This is a genomic window from Bradyrhizobium sp. B025 (assembly GCF_042257955.1).
Classification (GTDB): domain Bacteria; phylum Pseudomonadota; class Alphaproteobacteria; order Rhizobiales; family Xanthobacteraceae; genus Bradyrhizobium; species Bradyrhizobium diazoefficiens.
In genome coordinates this window covers 2394848-2413101 of the sequence record NZ_CP170150.1, presented here as the reverse complement: position 1 = coordinate 2413101, position 18254 = coordinate 2394848, and the positions used below count along the sequence as shown (strand labels likewise).

At 63.4% G+C, this 18254-nt stretch carries 13 protein-coding genes; 6 read left to right on the top strand and 7 right to left on the bottom strand.

Annotated features, from left to right (window positions below; genetic code table 11):
• Window positions 1-59 precede the first annotated feature (59 nt).
• From ACE10W_RS11145 to ACE10W_RS11125, 5 genes are all read right to left on the bottom strand, one after another.
• The gene (locus ACE10W_RS11145; RefSeq protein WP_304551526.1) at window positions 60-3155 is read right to left on the bottom strand and encodes a MexW/MexI family multidrug efflux RND transporter permease subunit; all 3096 of its coding nucleotides are present in this window, start codon (window positions 3153-3155) and stop codon (window positions 60-62) included.
• A gap of 73 nt (window positions 3156-3228) precedes the next feature.
• Complete coding sequence (locus tag ACE10W_RS11140) at window positions 3229-4419, bottom strand: efflux RND transporter periplasmic adaptor subunit (protein ID WP_028172437.1); 1191 nt, start codon at window positions 4417-4419, stop codon at window positions 3229-3231.
• A gap of 1 nt (window position 4420) precedes the next feature.
• The gene (locus ACE10W_RS11135) at window positions 4421-5107 is read right to left on the bottom strand and encodes a TetR/AcrR family transcriptional regulator (protein WP_060911054.1); all 687 of its coding nucleotides are present in this window, start codon (window positions 5105-5107) and stop codon (window positions 4421-4423) included.
• Between the two features lie 152 nt (window positions 5108-5259).
• Window positions 5260-5850, bottom strand: a complete 591-nt coding sequence (locus ACE10W_RS11130; protein ID WP_304551525.1) for a thiamine pyrophosphate-dependent enzyme — start codon at window positions 5848-5850, stop codon at window positions 5260-5262.
• On the bottom strand, window positions 5847-6389 hold the full coding sequence (locus ACE10W_RS11125) for a phosphonopyruvate decarboxylase (protein ID WP_304551524.1): 543 nt from the start codon (window positions 6387-6389) through the stop codon (window positions 5847-5849). Before ACE10W_RS11125 ends, ACE10W_RS11130 begins: the two co-directional genes overlap by 4 nt.
• Before the next feature lie 105 nt (window positions 6390-6494).
• Here ACE10W_RS11125 and ACE10W_RS11120 point away from each other — a divergent pair, with 105 nt between their 5' ends.
• Both ACE10W_RS11120 and rocD read left to right on the top strand, forming a co-directional pair.
• A complete protein-coding gene (locus ACE10W_RS11120) occupies window positions 6495-7727 on the top strand; it encodes a cytochrome P450 (RefSeq protein ID WP_304551523.1) in 1233 nt (410 codons plus the stop codon).
• 194 nt (window positions 7728-7921) lie between these two features.
• Window positions 7922-9136: an ornithine--oxo-acid transaminase gene (rocD, locus tag ACE10W_RS11115; RefSeq protein ID WP_304551522.1), complete on the top strand. Its 1215-nt coding sequence runs from the start codon at window positions 7922-7924 to the stop codon at window positions 9134-9136.
• A 293-nt stretch (window positions 9137-9429) separates the two neighbouring features.
• On the opposite strand, the gene ACE10W_RS11110 is transcribed toward rocD, so the two are convergent.
• Entirely contained in the window at window positions 9430-10383 is a 954-nt protein-coding gene (locus ACE10W_RS11110) for a hypothetical protein (RefSeq protein ID WP_161537131.1), read from the bottom strand.
• A 174-nt stretch (window positions 10384-10557) separates the two neighbouring features.
• Between ACE10W_RS11110 and ACE10W_RS11105 the strand changes: the two genes are divergently transcribed.
• The gene (locus ACE10W_RS11105; RefSeq protein WP_162603502.1) at window positions 10558-12264 is read left to right on the top strand and encodes an adenylate/guanylate cyclase domain-containing protein; all 1707 of its coding nucleotides are present in this window, start codon (window positions 10558-10560) and stop codon (window positions 12262-12264) included.
• 535 nt (window positions 12265-12799) lie between these two features.
• Here ACE10W_RS11105 and ACE10W_RS11100 read toward each other — a convergent pair.
• Entirely contained in the window at window positions 12800-13162 is a 363-nt protein-coding gene (locus ACE10W_RS11100; protein WP_038965801.1) for a hypothetical protein, read from the bottom strand.
• 628 nt (window positions 13163-13790) lie between these two features.
• Between ACE10W_RS11100 and ACE10W_RS11095 the strand changes: the two genes are divergently transcribed.
• The 3 genes from ACE10W_RS11095 to ACE10W_RS11085 all read left to right on the top strand — a co-directional run bounded on the left by ACE10W_RS11095 (window position 13791) and on the right by ACE10W_RS11085 (window position 18192).
• Window positions 13791-14936: a fructose-1,6-bisphosphatase gene (locus ACE10W_RS11095; RefSeq protein WP_304551521.1), complete on the top strand. Its 1146-nt coding sequence runs from the start codon at window positions 13791-13793 to the stop codon at window positions 14934-14936.
• A gap of 90 nt (window positions 14937-15026) precedes the next feature.
• Window positions 15027-16214 carry a 6-phosphofructokinase gene (locus ACE10W_RS11090; RefSeq protein WP_028174826.1) on the top strand — a complete coding sequence of 396 codons (1188 nt, stop codon included), beginning with the start codon at window positions 15027-15029 and terminating at the stop codon, window positions 16212-16214.
• 304 nt (window positions 16215-16518) lie between these two features.
• Window positions 16519-18192, top strand: a complete 1674-nt coding sequence (locus tag ACE10W_RS11085; protein ID WP_304551520.1) for a Spy/CpxP family protein refolding chaperone — start codon at window positions 16519-16521, stop codon at window positions 18190-18192.
• The last annotated feature ends 62 nt before the right edge of the window (window positions 18193-18254 follow it).

Sequence of the window (18254 nt, the reverse complement as noted above, 5' to 3'; positions counted from 1 at the left end):
AACAAAAAAGGGCGGCAGCGGATTGACCGCTACCGCCCTTTGCTTCATTGCTTCCGGCCTCAGGTCGGCCGCAGCGCCTTGGCGCCGAGGTCAAGCTCGTTGACCTGCTTGTTCCGCTCGGAATCGGCCGCCGCGCGATGGTCGGTCGCCAGCACCACGTAGACCGCCGGCAGCACGAACAGCGTGAACAGCGTGCCGATCGACATGCCGGCGACGACGACCAGACCGATCGAGAAGCGGCTGGCGGCGCCCGCGCCGGTCGCGGTCAGGAGCGGGATCAGACCCGTCACCATCGCGGCCGTGGTCATCAGGATCGGCCGCAGGCGGATGCGGGCCGACATTTCGATGGCAGAGCGGCGATCGAGCCGCTCGTTGACCTGGAGCTCGTTGGCGAACTCCACCATCAGGATGCCGTGCTTGGTGATCAGGCCTACCAGGGTGAGCAGACCGACCTGCGTGTAGATGTTCATGGTCGCCACGCCAAAGAACAGCGGGATCAGCGCGCCGACGATCGCCATCGGCACCGAGATCATGATCACCAGCGGGTCACGCAAGCTCTCGAACTGGGCCGCCAGCACCAGGAAGATGATGATCAGCGCGAAGCCGAAGGTGATCGCGAGCTGGTTGCCTTCCTGCACATACTGCCTGGAGTCCGCGAGATAGTCGTGGCTGAAACCCTGCGGCAGCTTCTTGGCCTCGCTTTCGAGGAAGTCGACCGCAGCACCAACAGTCACGCCAGGCATCGGCACGGCCGAGAACGTCGCCGAATTGAGCTGGTTGTAGTGGGTCAGCGAGTTCGGGTCGGTCTTGGTCCTGATCGAGACCACGGTCGACAGCGGAAGCTGCTGGCCGGTATTGGTCGTAACATAGTAGCCGCCGAGCGATTCCGGCGACAGCCGATTGCCCCGGGGCACCTGCGGAATCACCTGGTAGGAGCGCCCCTCGAGATTGAAGCGGTTGACGTAATTGCCGCCAAGCAGCACCGCGAGCGTGCTGCCGAGGTTCTGCATGTTGATGCCAAGGTCCTGGGCCTTGGTACGGTCGATCGTGACCTGCACGTTCGGCTGGTTATAGGCGAGGTCGCTGTCGGAGACGATGAACATGCCGCTCTTGCGCGCGGCGTCCTTCAGCTTCTCCATCTGCTCATAGACCGTCTGGAATCCGGCGGTGGAGTTGATCACCATCTGCACCGGCAGGCCGCCGGGTCCGCCGGGCAGCGGCGGCAGGTTGAAGGCGAAAGCCTGCACGCCCTCGATCTTGGAGAGCTCGGCCTGCACCAAGGACTTCAACTGGATCGACGAACGCTTGCGCTCCTCCCACGGCTTCAGCAGCATGCCGGCGATGCCGCCCTGCGGACCGTTGATGCCGTTCAGCACGAAGCGCAGATCGGTCTCCGGGAACTTCTGGAATTTCTCGTCGAGCTTTTCGCCGTAGAAATCGACATAGTCGATATTGGCGTATTTCGGCGCCTTGGTCACCGCGAACACGATGCCCTGGTCTTCCTCCGGCGCCAGCTCCTTCGACGTGTGCATGTAGAGGAAGCCGACCAGCCCGAGGATCGTCACCGCGAACAGGCCGGTGATGGCCTTGTAGTCGAGCGAGCGATCGAGCCTGCGGCCATACCAGCGCGTCAGGGCGCCGAACACCTTGTTGACGGCCTTGGCGAAGCGGCCCTCTTCGGTGTTCTTGAGCAACACCGAGCACATCATCGGCGACAGCGTCAGCGCGATCACGCCTGACACGATCACCGAGCCTGCGAGCGTGAAGGCGAATTCGCGGAACAGCGAACCGGTGAGACCGCCGAGGAAGCCGATCGGCGCGTACACGGCCGCGAGCGTGATCGTCATCGAAACAACGGGACCGACGATTTCACGCGCGCCTTGCAGCGATGCCTGGACCGGCGTCTTCCCTTCCTCCAGATGGCGGTGGATGTTCTCCACCACCACGATGGCGTCGTCGACCACGAGGCCGATCGCAAGCACCATCGCGAGCAGCGTCAAGAGGTTGAAGCTGAAGCCGAACGCCAGCATCAGCGTGCAGACGCCGATCATCGACAGCGGAATGGTGACGACGGGAATGATGACCGAGCGGAGCGAGGCCAGGAACAGGAAGATCACCACGATCACGATGATCACGGCTTCGCCCAGCGTCTTCTCCACCTCGTCGATCGAGGACTGGATGAACTTGGTCGAGTCGTAGGCGACCTTCATCTTCATCGACGGCGGGAGATTGCGTTCCAGTTCGGGGAACAGCGCGCGCACGCCCTTGACCAGCGTCAGCGGATTGCCTTGCGGCGTCGCCTGCACACCGATGAAGATCGCATGCTCGCCGTTGAAGGCGACGCTCGCGTCCGTGCTCTGGGCTGCAAGCTCGACGGTGGCGATGTCCTCCATCCGCACGAAGCCGCCGTCCTTGGCCTTGACGATCATCTTCCTGAACTGATTGACGTCGGTCAGGCCGGTGTTCGTGGAAATGTTCGAGACGATCAGATAGCCCTTGGTCTGACCCGCCGCGGACTGGAAGTTGTTGGCGGCGATCGCGGCGGCAACATCCGCGGGCGACACGTTGCGGCCGGCCATCTTCACGGGATCGAGCCACAGCCGCATCGCAAAGGTCTGGCCGCCGAGAATGTCGGCCGAGGCCACGCCGTCGACGGTCGACAGCACCGGCTGCACCACGCGCGTCAGATAGTCGGAGATCGCCGAGCCTGACAGCTCCTCGGAGGAGAAGCCGAGATACATCACGGCCGTGGTCTGGCCCGTGGTCTTGGTGACGATCGGGTCGTTCGACTCCTTCGGGATCAGGTATTTGACAGAGTTCGTCTTGGCCAGCACCTCGGTGAGCGCCTGGTTCGGATCGAAGTTCAGCTTGATGTAGACCTGGATCGTCGAGGTGCCGAGCACGGATGACGAGGTGATGTAGTCCACACCTTCGGCCGAGGCGACCGCCTGCTCGATCGGCGTGGTGATGAAGCCCTGGATCAGGTCCGCGGACGCGCCGGGATAGACGGTCGTGATGTTGATGACCGTGTTCGACAGCTTCGGATATTGCCGGATCGGCAGCACCATCGCCGCGCGCAGGCCGATCAGCAGGATCAGCAGGCTGACGACGACCGACAGAACCGGACGCTTGATGAAAATATCGGTAAAGGCCATCGCGGCGATCTCGATTTCTTTTTCTTTAGAAAAGTGACCCGGCCGAGCCGGATCACTTAAGGGTGGCAAGGGGTCAGTAGCGCGGCGGCTGCGCCGGGATCTGGGGGGCCGGATCGGTCGAAATCGACACCGGCGCGCCCGATTGCAGCTTGAGCTGGCCAACGGCGACGACCTTGTCGCCCGGCTTCACACCCTTGATGATTTCGACGCGGCCTTCGACCCGGCTACCGGTCTGCACGAAAGTGCGCACCGCGGAGAGGCTGGTCTTGCCATCCTCTTCCTTCTTCTCGGTGATCACGAACACCGAGTCGCCGTACAGCGTGTAATCGACCGCCGTTTCCGGCACGGTGATCACCGCCGGCTTGTCCGGCAGCACAACCGTGGTGGTCACGAACATGCCAGGCTTCAGGATCTTGTCCGGATTGGCGACGGTCGCCTGCACGCGGATGTTGCGGGTGTCGGTCGCGATCTGCGGCTCGATCGTGGTGATCTTGGCGTCGAAGGTGCGGCCCGGATAGGCGTCTACCTTCAGCCGGACCGGCTGGCCGACCTTGAGGTTGCCCGAGTCCTTTTCCGTCACCGTGAAGTTGGCCCACAGCTCCGACAGATCGGTCAGCGACACGATCGCCGTGCCGGCCGTCAGATACTGGCCGACCTCGACCTTGCGCATGCCGAGATCGCCCGAGAACGGCGCGCGCACCAGCTTCTGCGAGATCAATGCCTCGGTCTTGGCGATGCCGGCCATCGCCTGGTCGTAGGCGGCCTGCGCGGTATCGACGGTCGCCTGCGGGCCGAACTGGCGCGAGGCGAGCTGCTTGGCACGATCGAGCGAGAGCTGCGCGACGGTCGCCTGCGCCTTATAGTTGGCGAGGTCGCCCTGATCGGGCGCGTCGAACAGCTGCACCAGCGGCATGCCGGCTTCGACATGCGAACCCGGCTCGAACTTGATCTCGGTGACGCGGCCGTTGACGTCGGCGCTGACGTCGACCTGATGCACGGCGGCAAGCCCGCCGACCGCAGTCAGCAGGTTAGGCACCACCTCGGACTTCGCCTCGGCCGCACTGACCATGGTCGGCGGCGGCTTGTTGTTGGCGAAGAACTGCTTGATCATCTGGCCGCGGAAGTAATTGAACCAGACGAGGCCGCCAACGAGCGCGCCGAGCAGCGTGCCGATAATGACGAACCAGAGCACCGGCCGGACCGGACGCTTGGGAGCCTTGTCGATCGGTTCGCCCGAAATCTTGTGTTCGGTTACGATGTTCATGTCATGCGCTTTCTGCAATCGCCGTCTTGCCCGCATCCGCGGCCTGATCGCGGCCCAAATGCGAAGCAATTGCGGCGTCGTTAAGTCCAATACCTCTCAGGAGAAACTCACAGAGCTGGCGCTCCAGATCGTTCGCCTTGCCGTAAGCGAGACAGGGCGCAGCCGGCAGCCTGGTCAGCGCAACAGTCATCACCGAATGATGTGCGAACCAGAACAGGTTGAGCGGATCGCCGGTGCACGGCCGCGCGTCCCCTGCAGCAACCGCGCGCTCGAGCGAGGCGACGAAAATCGCCCCGATCAGCGTCTCGATCTTGGCATATAGCAAACGCGCGAATTCGCCATCGTCCAAATGGCTCGTGGCCATCAGTCGCAGGCGCTGCGCCTCTTCCTGATCGGGCCCGTCGGCGATCTCGAGGAAATGCTCGATCATGCCGCGGATCACTTCGACCAGAGTGGCGGTCGATGGTACCCGCCCGAGCAGCTCCATCAATGCCGGGTCCGCCTCGCATTCATCGCTGAGAATTTCAGCGTAGAGCGCCGCCTTGGACGGGAAATGCTTGAACAGCAGGGCTTCGGAAATGGCAGCGGCAGCCGCCACGCTCTTGGTCGTGGTGCCGGTATAGCCGTGTCGGGCAAAGCAGCGCTTTGCGGCGCCGAGGATCAATTGACGCCTCAGGTCGCTCGTCATTCGCAGTGAGCTCATAGGATAGTGAGTAAGCACTCACCCACGCAAAAGTCAAGCATTATGCTGCATCGCAACCTGGAAGCGTTGTAGTTTCAGTGGAAATTGCCCCGCCTGCACGGCCCACGTGCAGACGAGGTTCGCCGCGGGGAATGGACCTAGATCGGCTGGAAGCCGAGATCGCCGCGGATCCGGTTGACGATGTAGGTCCCGTCCCGGCTTGGCAAGATCCGCTCAAGGCTGGCGCTGTCGATCTTCACATTGGCAAATCGCGGGCCCGCCGAGACGTCGTGGACGGCTTTGGCAAAGGCCTCGACGCCAGCCATCGTCGAGATCGCGCGCGCGTCCCCGATGCCGCAGGCCCGGGCGATGCCGACGAGGTCGGCGGCCGCCGAGGTGTGGCTGGTCTGGCCGCCGGTCTCGCCATAAGCCTCGTTGTCGAGCACGACGATCGAGAGGTTGGACGGCTTCTGGAGCCCGATGGTGGCAAGGCTGCCCATGCCCATCAGCATCTCGCCGTCGCCGGTGATGACCAGCACCGGCAGTTTTGGCTGCGCCAAAGCCAGCCCAAGCCCGATCATCGCGGCGCCGCCCATGCCGCCCCAGAGATAGAAGTTGCGGGCGTGGTCGCCGGCCGCGCAGATGTCGTTGGTGGAGGCCCCGAGGCCGCCGATCGCAACCACGTCCTTGCGGTCCGCAAGCAGCGTCGAGACCACCTGGCGGCGGTCGAGGAGATTGGCCTTGCTCATTTGGTGAAGACCTTGGCGCCGATCAGGCGCTGCGACAACAGGACGGCGGTGGGCGTGAGCGCGTTATAGGCCTGCGCTGCGGCTGCCTCCATCACCGCCGGCACCTCGGCCGCACTGGAGGCGCGCAGCACCTTGACGCCGGAGAGCTCGAACACGCCCTGCGTGGTCGATCCCATCGGCACCTGCCACGGATTGAACTCGCCCCACTCGCCACGCATGGTCACCAGCGTGAGGAACGGAAAGCGCAGGATCGGGATCAGCGACAGCATGTTGATGCAATTGCCGACCCCGCTCGACTGCATCAGCAGGACGCCGCGCTGGCCGCCCGTCCAGGCGCCCGCGAGAAGCGCCACGCCCTCCTCCTCGGTCGTCAAGGGAATGCCGCGCATCGTGGAGGACCCCTGCACGCGCTGGATCAGCTTCGAATGGCCGGCATCGGGCACGTAAGGCACCTGCCGGACGTCGAAGCGTTGCAAGGTCGCGAAAATATCGTCCGGCCATGAAGGAGCCGTGTCGGCAGCATCCGTGCGTGCGTGCATTTTCCTGTCCGGTCGGCTAGCAAGGTGCGAAGACTGTAGACGCATGCTCGCGTCGACCAGAACAACAAAAACGGCATATCGGCCCTAACCGGCGAGTATAACGGGATGAACGCAGATGCGAAGGAGCTGGCGGCAAGCTTCGACCTCGAGAAGCTGACCCCGGAGTTCTACGACAACCCCTACCCGACCTATCGTGCACTGCGGGAGAACGAGCCGGTCAAGCGCCTGCCGAACGGCACCGTGTTCCTGACCCGCTATGACGACCTCGTCACCACCTACAAGAACACCAAGTCGTTCAGCTCCGACAAGAAGCGCGAGTTCGCGCCGAAATACGGCAACACCCCGCTCTACGAGCATCACACCACGAGCCTCGTCTTCAACGATCCGCCGGCACACACCCGCGTACGCCGCCTGATCATGGGGGCACTGTCGCCGCGGGCGATTGCAGGGATGGAGGCCGATCTCATCAAGCTGGTCGACGGCCTGCTCGACGCCATCGCTGCCAAAGGCAGCTGCGAGCTGATCGAGGACTTCGCCGCCTCGATCCCGATCGAGGTGATCGGCAATCTGCTCGACGTTCCCCATGACGAGCGCGCGCCGCTGCGCGACTGGTCGCTGGCGATCCTCGGTGCCCTCGAACCCGTGGTGTCGCCTGAAGCGGCCGCGCGCGGCAACAAGGCGGTGCGGGACTTTCTCGCCTATCTCGAAACGCTGGTCGCGCGCCGGCGCGGCAAGCCCGGCAATCCCGAGCGCGACGTGCTGACGCGCCTGATCCAGGGAGAAGGTAACGGCGGGGAGAAAGGCGAGCGGCTGACCGAGAAGGAACTGCTGCACAACTGCATCTTCCTGCTCAATGCCGGGCACGAGACCACCACCAACCTGATCGGCAACGGCCTCGTCGCGCTCGACCGTCATCCCGATCAGAAGCAGCGGCTGATCGACCACCCCGACATGATCAAGACGGCGGTGGAGGAGATGCTGCGCTACGAGAGTTCCAACCAGCTCGGCAACCGCATGACCACCGAACGGGTCGAGCTCGGCGGCGTCATGCTCGATGCCGGCACGTCGGTGACGCTGTGCATCGGGGCGGCCAACCGCGACCCCGCGCAGTTTCCCGACCCTGAAAGCTTCGACATCGCGCGGACGCCGAACCGGCACCTCGCCTTCGCCACCGGCGCGCATCAATGCGCCGGCATGGCGCTGGCGCGGCTCGAAGGCGCCATCGCGATCTCGCGCTTCCTGGCGCGCTTCCCGAACTACGCCGTGAACGGCCGGCCGGTGCGCGGCGGACGGGTGCGGTTCCGCGGCTTTTTGAGCGTGCCCTGCGCGATCGGCTGAGGCCTCGAAACAAAAATGTTGAAAACAACCCCATGCACAGTAGCGGAGGCTAACGGAAGATTGCCTCGGTGGATCCGCATAACCATTTGACAAAGGGAGGCAAACCAGCGGCTTCGCGCATCGCGCCGGGCTCGGACCGATTTGAGCGCGGTGCAGTCGGTTGACGCCGGCACGCAGCAATGGAGTGACGAAAGATGAGCTCGTCCGTCATTGATTACCTCGCAACGGAAACGCGCCTTGGCGCCCATAATTACGAACCGATCGGGGTCGTCCTGTCGCGCGGCGAAGGTGTCTGGGTCTGGGATACCGACGGCAACCGCTATCTCGATTGCCTCTCGGCCTATTCCGCGGTCAGCCAGGGCCACTGCCACCCTAAGATCCTGGCGGCGATGGTGGAACAGGCACACAGGCTGACGCTGACCTCGCGCGCCTTCCACAACGACCAGCTCGCCCCGTTCTACGAGGAGATCGCTGCGTTGACCGGCTCCCACAAGGTGCTGCCGATGAACAGCGGCGCCGAGGCGGTCGAAAGCGCGATCAAGTCGGTGCGCAAATGGGGCTACGAGGTGAAAGGCGTGCCGGACGACCAGGCCGAGATCATCGTCTGCGCCGACAACTTCCACGGACGCACGCTGGGCATCGTCGGCTTCTCAACGGACCCTGAAACCCGCGGACACTTTGGACCGTTCGCGCCGGGCTTCAGGATCATCCCGTTCGGCGACGCCGCGGCACTCGAACAAGCGATCACGCCCAACACGGTCGCCTTTCTGGTCGAGCCGATCCAGGGCGAAGCCGGTGTCATCATTCCACTGGCGGGCTATTTCACCAAGGTGCGGGAGCTCTGCACGGCCAACAACGTCATGCTGGTGCTCGACGAGATCCAGACCGGACTCGGCCGCACCGGCAAGCTGCTCGCCGAACAGCACGAGGGAATCGAGGCGGACGTGACCCTGCTCGGCAAGGCCTTGTCCGGCGGCTTCTATCCCGTGTCGGCCGTGCTCTCGAACAACGAAGTGCTCGGGACATTGCGACCCGGGCAGCATGGCTCAACCTTCGGCGGCAACCCGCTGGCCTGCGCGGTGGCGCGCGCGGCAATGCGCGTGCTGGTCGAGGAAGGCATGATCGAGAACGCGGCCAGGCAGGGCGCGCGCCTTCTGGAAGGCTTGAAGGACATCCGCGCCAACACGGTCCGCGAGGTACGCGGGCGCGGCCTGATGCTGGCGGTCGAGCTGCATCCCGAGGCCGGCCGCGCGCGCCGCTACTGCGAGGCGCTCCAGGGCAAGGGCATCCTCGCCAAGGACACCCACGGGCACACGATCCGCATCGCCCCGCCGCTGGTGATCACCAGCGACGAGGTCGACTGGGCGCTGGAGCAGTTCGCCACGACCCTGACGCAGGATTTCTCTTGAGGCTGCCTGCGTCGGAAGATCGCAATGCCGGCCCCGGCCGACAACGAACCATTCCGCCAATTGTGCGCTGAAAGTTGTGGGCGATTGCCAGGGCGCGTCCTCAGAAATCAAGCTTGATTGGTGCAGGCTTGCCCAATGTCCGTTGTACCCTGGTAGCGATCAAATTCCGCACCGCGGCCAGACGACGCGATGGGCCACTTCCGGTCTCATGCATCGCAGCAAATTGCGCCTCGTTGCGCAGCCAGGCAGCGACGGCGGCACGGTGAGGCCGTTGGCGGTTTTAAGACTGATGATCACCTCAGCGTTCGCGGCTTGCTGCTGTTTGATGATGGGACACCCGCTTGCCGTTCCTTCGCTTCGTAGTATTCAGCTGAAAACTTAATTGACCATCGCGCGAAGAACGAACGCAATTCCTGAGTGGGCTTTTCGACGCCGAAATGTTCGGCGACATGCGCCTCGCGCAGCCACCTCACCGCCGATGTGAGGCCGGCGGTGCGCTCGAGCCTCTCAACCGCCGCGATTCCGGCGATCTCTGCCTGCCGATAGCGAAAGCCGACCTTTCTGATCACATACACGCACTTGATGGTTTCGTAGCCCTTGAATACGAGTTGAACGAATGGATGTTTCTTGGCCTGCGGCCAGGCTGCCGGGTAGACCGGTAGCACCAAAAGCTTGCTCTTAGCTATGACGGTTGCGAGCGGATGCAAAAGTTGCATCCAAGCTGGCCAGGAGGTGACCTTGGCAAACAATACCGCGTGCATCGCCGTTGCAGCCCCGAAAGAGATCGGCAGCCAAAGTACCGCGCACAGGATCACGAGCAATGCGGTGTTCGGCGTGAGATGCCGGCATTCTCTGAACACCCATGCCATGCCGCCTTCAAACGCATCATGTACAGCTTGTTCGAACGCCCGATAGCTAATCTTCCGCCGGAACCACAACCAGTTCCGGCGAATCGATCTACTCCACTGTCGACGTTTCGCCTCGGATAGGGGAAGGAAGCGCAACGCGCCGTTTATGACGGTAACGATGACATCGCCAAGAACCTTGGCCGCGAAGAGCGGAAGCCAGACAATCTGCATTGCTAAAGGGAAGGCGTAGTCGAGCATCCGCATCAAGATCGAAAGAACGAAACGCAGGATCTTGTTTGTGGCGAGCGTGATAACAACAAGTGGGATGATAACCACATCGTCGGGGGCACCGCGGAAGCGGCTTTCCTCGGTCCATGCCGGGTGACGACCATCGGTCACGGTGCAACGTCCGGGCTGAAAAACCGGGGATCATGCCGGCTCAAATTAGCATATTGCAAGCTCAAGGGGGGGCCTTGAGTAGTCAGAGGGCGTTGCTTTAGGATTAGATGAGTTGCGGACTGCATGTCCGCCCGGTCTTCGCTTTTTGCTCACCCGTGGCGGCGATGGCTAACCATGACGATTCGTAAGAAAATCTTTCTGCTTGCAGGCATTCTGCTGGCAATTTTCGGCGCAGTCGTCGGCGTTCTCGGCTTCGCGCAAAAGCTCGACAGCGATCAGCTCGGGAACATCACCGAATATGAGCTGCCGTTATCGCGCATGGTTTCTGAATTCGATGTCCTTACCGATAGATACGAGCTCGAAGTCTTGCGTGTCCTGATATCCGATCGAGCCGATGCTGGAACGGAGCGGACGGCGATGGCCGCAGTGCGGGCAACGGCCGACGAGCTGCGCGATACCGTCAAGACAGGTGAAGCCTTGCTCCACAAAGCAACCGGCGACCCCGGCTACGACACTGAGGATCGCGTCGACCTGGCTCGCATGGCCGGCGTCCTCAAGTACATGGGCCGTAGTCTGGAAGACTTCCTCGCCGTGGGGGACGCCACGCTTGCGGCTATCTCGGAGGGACGTCGCGACGAGGCCCGGACCATTTCGCGCGGCTTTGCCAAATTCGCCCTGGCGTTCGGCCCCGATCTCTCGCAGATTCGACGTGAGCTTGCCGATCTGACCGACCGGTCGACCCGCAGGGTTCTCGCGAGGCAGCGGTTGAACACCTATTTGAGCCTTGCCCTTTTCGTTGCGGCATGCGGCATCGGTCTGGGCGTTAGCGCCATCGGATCGACACGCGTGGTCTCCGGTCTGCGTCAGCTTGTCGCAACCACGAAGGCGCTTGAACTGGGCACGAACGCCGAGCCGGTTTTGATAGCCACCCGCGACGAGGTCGGCGAGCTGGCACTCTCGTTCAACCGGATGGTCGACGAGTTGCGCGCGCGAGACCGCGTCAAGGACACCTTCGGAAAATTCGTCGATCCCAGGCTCGTCAGCCGGCTGATCGCCAGTGGCGCGGATCAGGCCGAACGGCGCAGCCTCACCATCTTCTTTTCCGACATCAAGCAGTTTACGGGCATCAGCGAGCAGCTAACCGCCAGCGCCGTCGTTCACCTCTTGAACAACTATTTCGGCGCGGTGGCCAATGTCATTCACGGCCATCGTGGGATCATCGACAAATACATCGGGGACGCCGTCATGGCGTTCTGGGTGCCGCCGTTTTCAAACGGAGACGAACATGCAAGCGATGCTTGCCGAGCGGCGCTGGAGCAGCAGGACGCGATTGCCGCTCTGCGAGAGCAAGTACCGGAGATCACTGGAATGCGGCGCAACGCACCGGAGCTGGTGATCCGGATGGGTATTGCCACCGGCGAAGCCGTGATTGGCACCATCGGCTCGGATTCCGCTCGTTCTTACACCGTTATCGGCGACAGCGTAAACCTTGCCTCGCGCCTCGAGGGCATGAACAAGATCTACGGAACCCTCATCATCATCAGCGAGGAGACTTTCCGGCTCGCACAAGGCGCGATTGAAGCGCGCGAAATCGACACCATCACGGTCGCCGGAAAAACCGAGCCGGTGCGAATTTATGAGTTGATGGGTCGCGCCGGCGAGCTCGAATCCACGCGGGACGAATTGCGGGTGTTGTTCGCGCAAGGACTTGCCGCATATCGCAGCCGGAACTGGTCTACTGCGCAGACGGCGTTCGAAAGCTGCCTGTGCAAGATCCCCGACGACGGTCCGACGCGCGTCTTTCTGGAACGAATCGCACATTTGGGTCACGCGCCTCCGGCCGCGGACTGGGACGGTGTCTGGCGTCACGTTGAGAAATAAGTGAGCGGACCGTAACCAGCCATTTGTCCGCTCCGAGTCCTTCCCTGACGAGTCCGGGATCTGCTCAAAAATCTGTCGCGCGGGCCGGTCACTTCGCATCGTCGGCGGCTAAGCGCAGGCCCGTCAAGTAGAACTCTCGATGCTCAGGACTGCGCCAATGCGTGGCGCGCGGCACGACGGGATGGGTGCGACGCACTTCCTGATGCGAAGACGGCACAAGGTTGCGACCGAGATGGCGCTCAATGTGCTCGCCTACAATATGAAACGCGTAATAGCGATCTTGGGTTGCCGAACGCTGCTGGAGGCGATGCAGGCGTAGGGGAGTTTGTATCGGAGCCAACTCTAGCCGCGAAACCGATCCCGGGCCCCTCGACCTGCCAGTCGACAAAAGGGTTATCACACAGCCTGGGCCAGAAGCGGTCATCAGCTGGCAGACAAGCGCCTGCTTGCCTCCATGCTGGCCCACTCAGAACGAGAGCTACTCTCCGGCATGAAACAGGCGGCCCGTTGGGGCCGCCTGATCAGAGCGGATGACCTATTGGCAGAGATGCCGGAGACCGTCAGCACCCTTGAAATAGGTGCCGGGCTTGCAGACGATGCCGTTGCGGGCAGCATACGTATTCCAGTTGCCGTGCCAGCCCATCTCGCCGGACATGGCGTAGGAATTGCCCCAGCTGCCGACGGTAGCGGCCGCCGCCGCCGGCTGGCGATACGCCGAGCGCCGAGTTGATTGCCGATGGACGCCGGTGGGGGTACCCCCAGTTCCAAGACCCGTGCAACTCGCGAATTCAGCTTGGCATTCGTCAGGATTGGAAAGGGCCGCCTGCGCCAGTGCAGCAGAGCTGGACAGGGCGGATGCCGCAATCACGACTGCGGCAAGAACCTTTAGATTCATCATGGCTTGCTCCTTGCAGTTGGACCGTGGCGCAAGATGCCACGTCTGGCAGTCGCCTATCGACGCTTGCGAGCCTGACTGTGCCACTTCGGCGGAAATTGCACCGCCAGGATTGGGACGGCTTTGGGTCAATCGCGTCACTTTGACCGCGCGCCGCTCACTTCCGATCTTCCCCGACTGGCGGACTTCTGCGGGAGACATCGAAAACCACGCTGGATGCTGCCTATTGGGCAGAATGCCGCAAACGCTGTTTGATCTAGATCAAGGGTCAAGAGCGCTTTTGGGGGTGCTAGCTCGCTGCAAGGCGATAGTCGAAAAAGCTGGGCTTCACCCTCAGGTTCTCGGGTCTTCCACTTTTTGATGATGGGTCTGCGCTTGGTTACATTGACGCGCTGGGCGAGGTGGCAAACGCCCGAAACGTTGGCTTCGGGTCCAGAACCGGACTCGTGCAGCGCAGCAAGTAGTGACGCATGGTCCTAAGCAAAACTCGGCATGATCCCGGCAACCGGATGAACGGGTGCGTGGAACCTATCGGAGCGACGGACGTTTTTGACCGAATGAGCAGCGCCGTGCCCGGCGCAGCAAGCGCCGTGGCCGGAGGCGCTGAGCTGCGCTGATCGGAGAAACGCTCATGAGACTCACTCTTTCAGTCATCAAAGCTGACGTTGGCTCCGTTGGCGGGCATACGAAACCGTCTTCACGCATGATGGCGACTGTCGAGGGCGAGGTTGCCAAGGCGATCTGCAATGGTCTGCTGATCGACGGTTTCATCTGCCACACCGGCGACGACATTGCGATCATCATGACGCACACACGGGGCGAAGGAAGCCCCGAGGTCCATCAACTCGCCTGGAAGACGTTCCTCGCGGCCACCTCGGTCGCGAAAACCTCCGGGCTCTATGGCGCTGGCCAGGATCTTCTCGCCGACGCGCCTTCCGGGAACATTCGCGGCGCCGGCCCAGGCGTCGCCGAGCTCAGCTTCGACCACAGCCTCTCCGGCGCGCGACCCGCGGAGTCCTTCATGGTGTTCGCGGCCGACAAATGCGGCCCCGGCGCCTACAACCTGCCGCTCTATCTCGCCTTTGCCGACCCCATGTACTGCGCGGGGCTGATGCTGCCTCCGATGATCAAGGGATTCCGTTTCCATGTCATCGACATGGACAACACAACCGGCGACAGCCTCCTCGAGCTCGACGCACCAGACGACAGCTACCACATTGCCGCCCTGCTTCGCGACAACGAGCGCTTCGGCATCGATCGCATCATTTCTCGAACCCATGGCGAGGTCGTCGTGGCCGTTTCGGCACAGCGCCTCCACGCGATCGCAGGCAAGTACACCGGCAAGGATGATCCAGTCGCGATCGTCAGGAACCAGGGGATTTTCCCAGCTCCGGAGGAAATAATCTCGCCGTTCGCCAAAGCGCACTTCGTGGGCGGCGATGCACGCGGCTCGCATGTGATGCCGCTCATGCCGGTGCCACTCAACACGCCGGTTACCGGCATGTACTGCCTGCCGATCGTTTCTTGCGTCGGCTTTTCGATCGACAGCGAAGGCCGCTTTGCCGAGTCCTACACCGATTTCTTCGACAACCCGGCATGGGATGAGGTCCGCCGGCGCGCCCAGCGCAAGGCCATCGAGATGCGCAGCCAGGGCTGGTCTGGCGCCGCCATGCTACCCTATTCCGAACTGGAATATGGCGGCTTCCGCGACACCGTGTCCGGGCTGCTGAAGCGTTTTCGACTGCGCGACGACCGCAAGCCGGAAGCGGCCGAGTAGCGACCGCCTCCAATCACAAGCTGGAGCGACGTTCACCGTTCAATCGACAGATGCAGGCGCTATGACGACATGCCGATCCGGGAGGTGGATATGGCAAGAAAACGCATCGGCATTCTCACGGGCGGTGGCGACGTCGCCGGCCTCAATGCAGTCATCAAGAGCGTGACTTATCGCGGCAGTGAGGACGACATCGAGGTTGTCGGTCTGCGCCGTGGTTGGGAGGCCCTCACGCACCTGAACCTCGACGACCCAAACAGCAGGTCCCACTACGTCATCCCGCTGAACCGTGAAAACACGCGAACCATCGACCGGCGCGGCGGCACCGTGCTGCACTCGAGCCGCGTCAATCCCTCCAAAATACAAAAGCTGCCCGGTCATCTCGTCGGCAATGAGGTTCCGGTCTCGCTGAGCACCAACGGCGGCATCGCGACAAAGACATGGGACCTCACCAGCCGGGTGCTCGCTAACCTTTCGGGACTTGGCATCGAACACCTGATCGCCATCGGTGGCGACGACACGCTCAGTTATGCGGCCAAGCTCAACGAACTCGGCGTCAAGATCATCGCCATCCCGAAGACGATGGATAATGACGTCCGCAACACCGAGTACTGCATCGGCTTCTCGACCGCGATCACCCGCGCCAGCGATGCCATCCAGCGGCAGCGCACCACCGTCGGCTCGCATGAGCGAATTGGCATTTTCCGCGTCTTTGGCCGCGATGCTGGATTTACGGCACTCTACACCGCGTATGCGACCTCGATACGATGCCTCATACCGGAGCATAAGGTCGACCTCGACAAGCTGATCCAGTTGCTCATCGAGGACAAGCGCGCCAATCCAAGCAACTACGCGCTGATCGTGCTCAGCGAGGGAGCTCAGTGGGAAGGCTACAAGCTGCGGGAATACGGCGAGCCTGACGCCTACGGTCACCGCAAGAAGGCCAACGTGGCGGAATCGCTTGCCGACGAGATCAAGCAGCGCACCGGCGAGGAGACAATCACCTCCGATCTCACCTACGATCTGCGATCGGGCGATCCGGACTTCATCGACAAGCTTGTGGCCTTGACTTTCGGTAACATGGCCTACGATGCCATGCTGGAAAGCAAGACCGGCCTCATGTCGGCGCTGGTCGAGGGCCGCTACGACCTCGTGCCCATCCCTGACGCCAAGCTCGGTCCGCGCAAATTGGACGTTGCGAGCAGCTACAACACGGAGCGCTACCGCCCCATCTACGCCAACAAGCAGGGGCTGCCGATCTTTCTCAACCGCGCGTCTTAGCGTGCCGGAAGCTGCCTGCGTCGGAAGATCGCAATGCCGGCCGCGACCGACAACGAACGATTCCGCTACCCGTGCGTTGAAAGTCGTGGGCGATTACGAGCTGGGAGCGACGATCATGCGTCCGCGTGGCGTTTGCCTGAGGGCCTTTCTGGTTGGTGTCTCGGTGCTGGCGACGAGCGTCGGCGCGTCCGCCCAGGGACTCGGCCAGGGACACGGAAGAGGTGGACCACCGGGTCCGGCCGCAGCGCCGGCGGCCCGGCCGGCACCACCACCTGCCATGGCACGTCCGGCGGCGCCCCCAGCCATGGCGCGTCCCGCCGCGCCGGCATTCCATCCCCCGGCCATGCCGCAGCGCCCGGCCATGGCGCCACATCCCGCGCCGCACATCGCCTCACCACCGCCGCGCCCGACGCCCCACTTCGCTGCACCGCCGCAGCGGGTCGCCCCGCACGTGGCAGCGCCGCGGCCTGAATTCCATCGCGCGCCGGCAGCGCCGCAACGTCCGGCCATGGCACCGCGGCCGACGCCGCATATTGCCGCCCCGTCCGGCCCAGGCGCAGCGCCGGCCGTGAGCGAGCGGCTGTCGCGACGGGAGCAGATCGACCAGCGCGCGCAACAGCATCAGCAACAGATCCAGCAGCGCCAGCAGATGGTGCAGCAGCGGCAGCGCGAGGTGCTGTCGCGCCAGACCGCCGAGCGCCAGACCCGCATCGATCGCCTGCAGCAGCGCGTGCAGCAATTGCAGTCGCAAAAGCCGGAGGGCGCGCGGGCGCAACGCGAGCAGCAACGGATGCTCCAGACGCAGAACCGCCTGCTGCAGCGCGAGCAGCGCACGCAGCAGACGGATCTGGCGCGCCAGCAGCGGCTGGGACTGCAGGCTCCCACTGCAGCCGCTACGGCAACCGCAGCGGCGGCCGCCGCGCGAGCCGCCGAGCGCGGGCGGTTCGCCGAGCGCTTCCGCGAGCAGGCCTCTGCGCAAACCCAGGCGGCCCTCGTCGCCCGCCAGAGCGGCTGGGCGCCCCGGCAGGCCTGGCGACACCGCCATCCCGCGGTGTTCGTGGCGTGGCTTGGGCCCGTGTTCTGGCCTTACGCCTATTCCGACATTTTTGACTACACGTTCTGGTCCTATGCCTACGAGCCGGGCTATTGGGCGTACGCCTATGACGACTTCGTCGACACCGTGTTCTGGGGTGGTGACAGCCCCTACGCCGCCTATGCCAGCATCAACCCGTACGACTATCCGCAAGCCGGCGGCGGCTCCCGCGCGCGCCAGCGCGCCAGCGTGAGCCCGCAAACGCTGCAGCAATTGTGCGGCACACCGGACAAGGGCGTCACCGCCTGGCCGCTTGCCGATATCGCGCGGGCGGTGCGGCCGACGCCGGAGCAACGCGCGCTGCTCGACCAATTGAAGACCGCGGCTGCCAACGCTGCCGGTGTGTTCAAGGACTCCTGCGCGGACACTTACGCACTAACTCCGCCCGGCCGCTTGCGCGCAATGATGAACCGCGTCAGCGCGACGCTGGAAGCGGTCAAGATCGTGCGCCCGGCACTGGAGAATTTTTACAACTCGCTCAGTGACGAGCAGCAGGCCCGCTTCAACGCGCTCGGCCCCAATATCGGCGACCGCTCGCCGCCGCAGCAGCAAGCCAGTGGAGAGGGATGCGGCGATCCGAAGTCCGGCCTGACCCAGTTGCCGATCCAGAGGATCGAGGCTGTGCTCCACCCCGCGGGCAAGCAGAAGGAGGCGCTCGACCGCCTCAGCGAGGCCACGGCGAAAGGCGTTGAGGGCCTGCAGGCGGCCTGCCCGAACGATGTGCCGCTGACGCCGGTCGGACGGCTGGAGGCGATGCAGCGCCGGCTCGAGGCCATGCTGACGGCCGCCAAGCTGGTCGAACCTGCCCTCGACGAGTTCTACGCCACGCTGAGCAGCGAGCAGAAGGCGCGCTTCAACACGCTGCAACAGGTCGCAGGCCCGTGACGGCGACGTTGCGGGAGCTACACGTCCGGTGCCGCACGATGCAGGTGCGCACCGTTACTGAT

Bases quoted from the DNA above. Each gene is read 5' to 3' on its own strand.
- ACE10W_RS11090 (WP_028174826.1), top strand. From the start codon at position 15,027: ATGGCAAGAAAACGCATCGGCATTCTCACGGGCGGTGGCGACGTCGCC.
- rocD (WP_304551522.1), top strand. From the start codon at position 7,922: ATGAGCTCGTCCGTCATTGATTACCTCGCAACGGAAACGCGCCTTGGC.
- ACE10W_RS11120 (WP_304551523.1), top strand. From the start codon at position 6,495: ATGAACGCAGATGCGAAGGAGCTGGCGGCAAGCTTCGACCTCGAGAAG.
- ACE10W_RS11135 (WP_060911054.1), bottom strand. From the start codon at position 5,107: ATGACGAGCGACCTGAGGCGTCAATTGATCCTCGGCGCCGCAAAGCGC.
- ACE10W_RS11125 (WP_304551524.1), bottom strand. From the start codon at position 6,389: ATGCACGCACGCACGGATGCTGCCGACACGGCTCCTTCATGGCCGGAC.
- ACE10W_RS11145 (WP_304551526.1), bottom strand. From the start codon at position 3,155: ATGGCCTTTACCGATATTTTCATCAAGCGTCCGGTTCTGTCGGTCGTC.
- ACE10W_RS11140 (WP_028172437.1), bottom strand. From the start codon at position 4,419: ATGAACATCGTAACCGAACACAAGATTTCGGGCGAACCGATCGACAAG.
- ACE10W_RS11085 (WP_304551520.1), top strand. From the start codon at position 16,519: ATGGCGCGTCCCGCCGCGCCGGCATTCCATCCCCCGGCCATGCCGCAG.
- ACE10W_RS11105 (WP_162603502.1), top strand. From the start codon at position 10,558: ATGACGATTCGTAAGAAAATCTTTCTGCTTGCAGGCATTCTGCTGGCA.
- ACE10W_RS11130 (WP_304551525.1), bottom strand. From the start codon at position 5,850: ATGAGCAAGGCCAATCTCCTCGACCGCCGCCAGGTGGTCTCGACGCTG.
- ACE10W_RS11100 (WP_038965801.1), bottom strand. From the start codon at position 13,162: ATGATGAATCTAAAGGTTCTTGCCGCAGTCGTGATTGCGGCATCCGCC.
- ACE10W_RS11095 (WP_304551521.1), top strand. From the start codon at position 13,791: ATGAGACTCACTCTTTCAGTCATCAAAGCTGACGTTGGCTCCGTTGGC.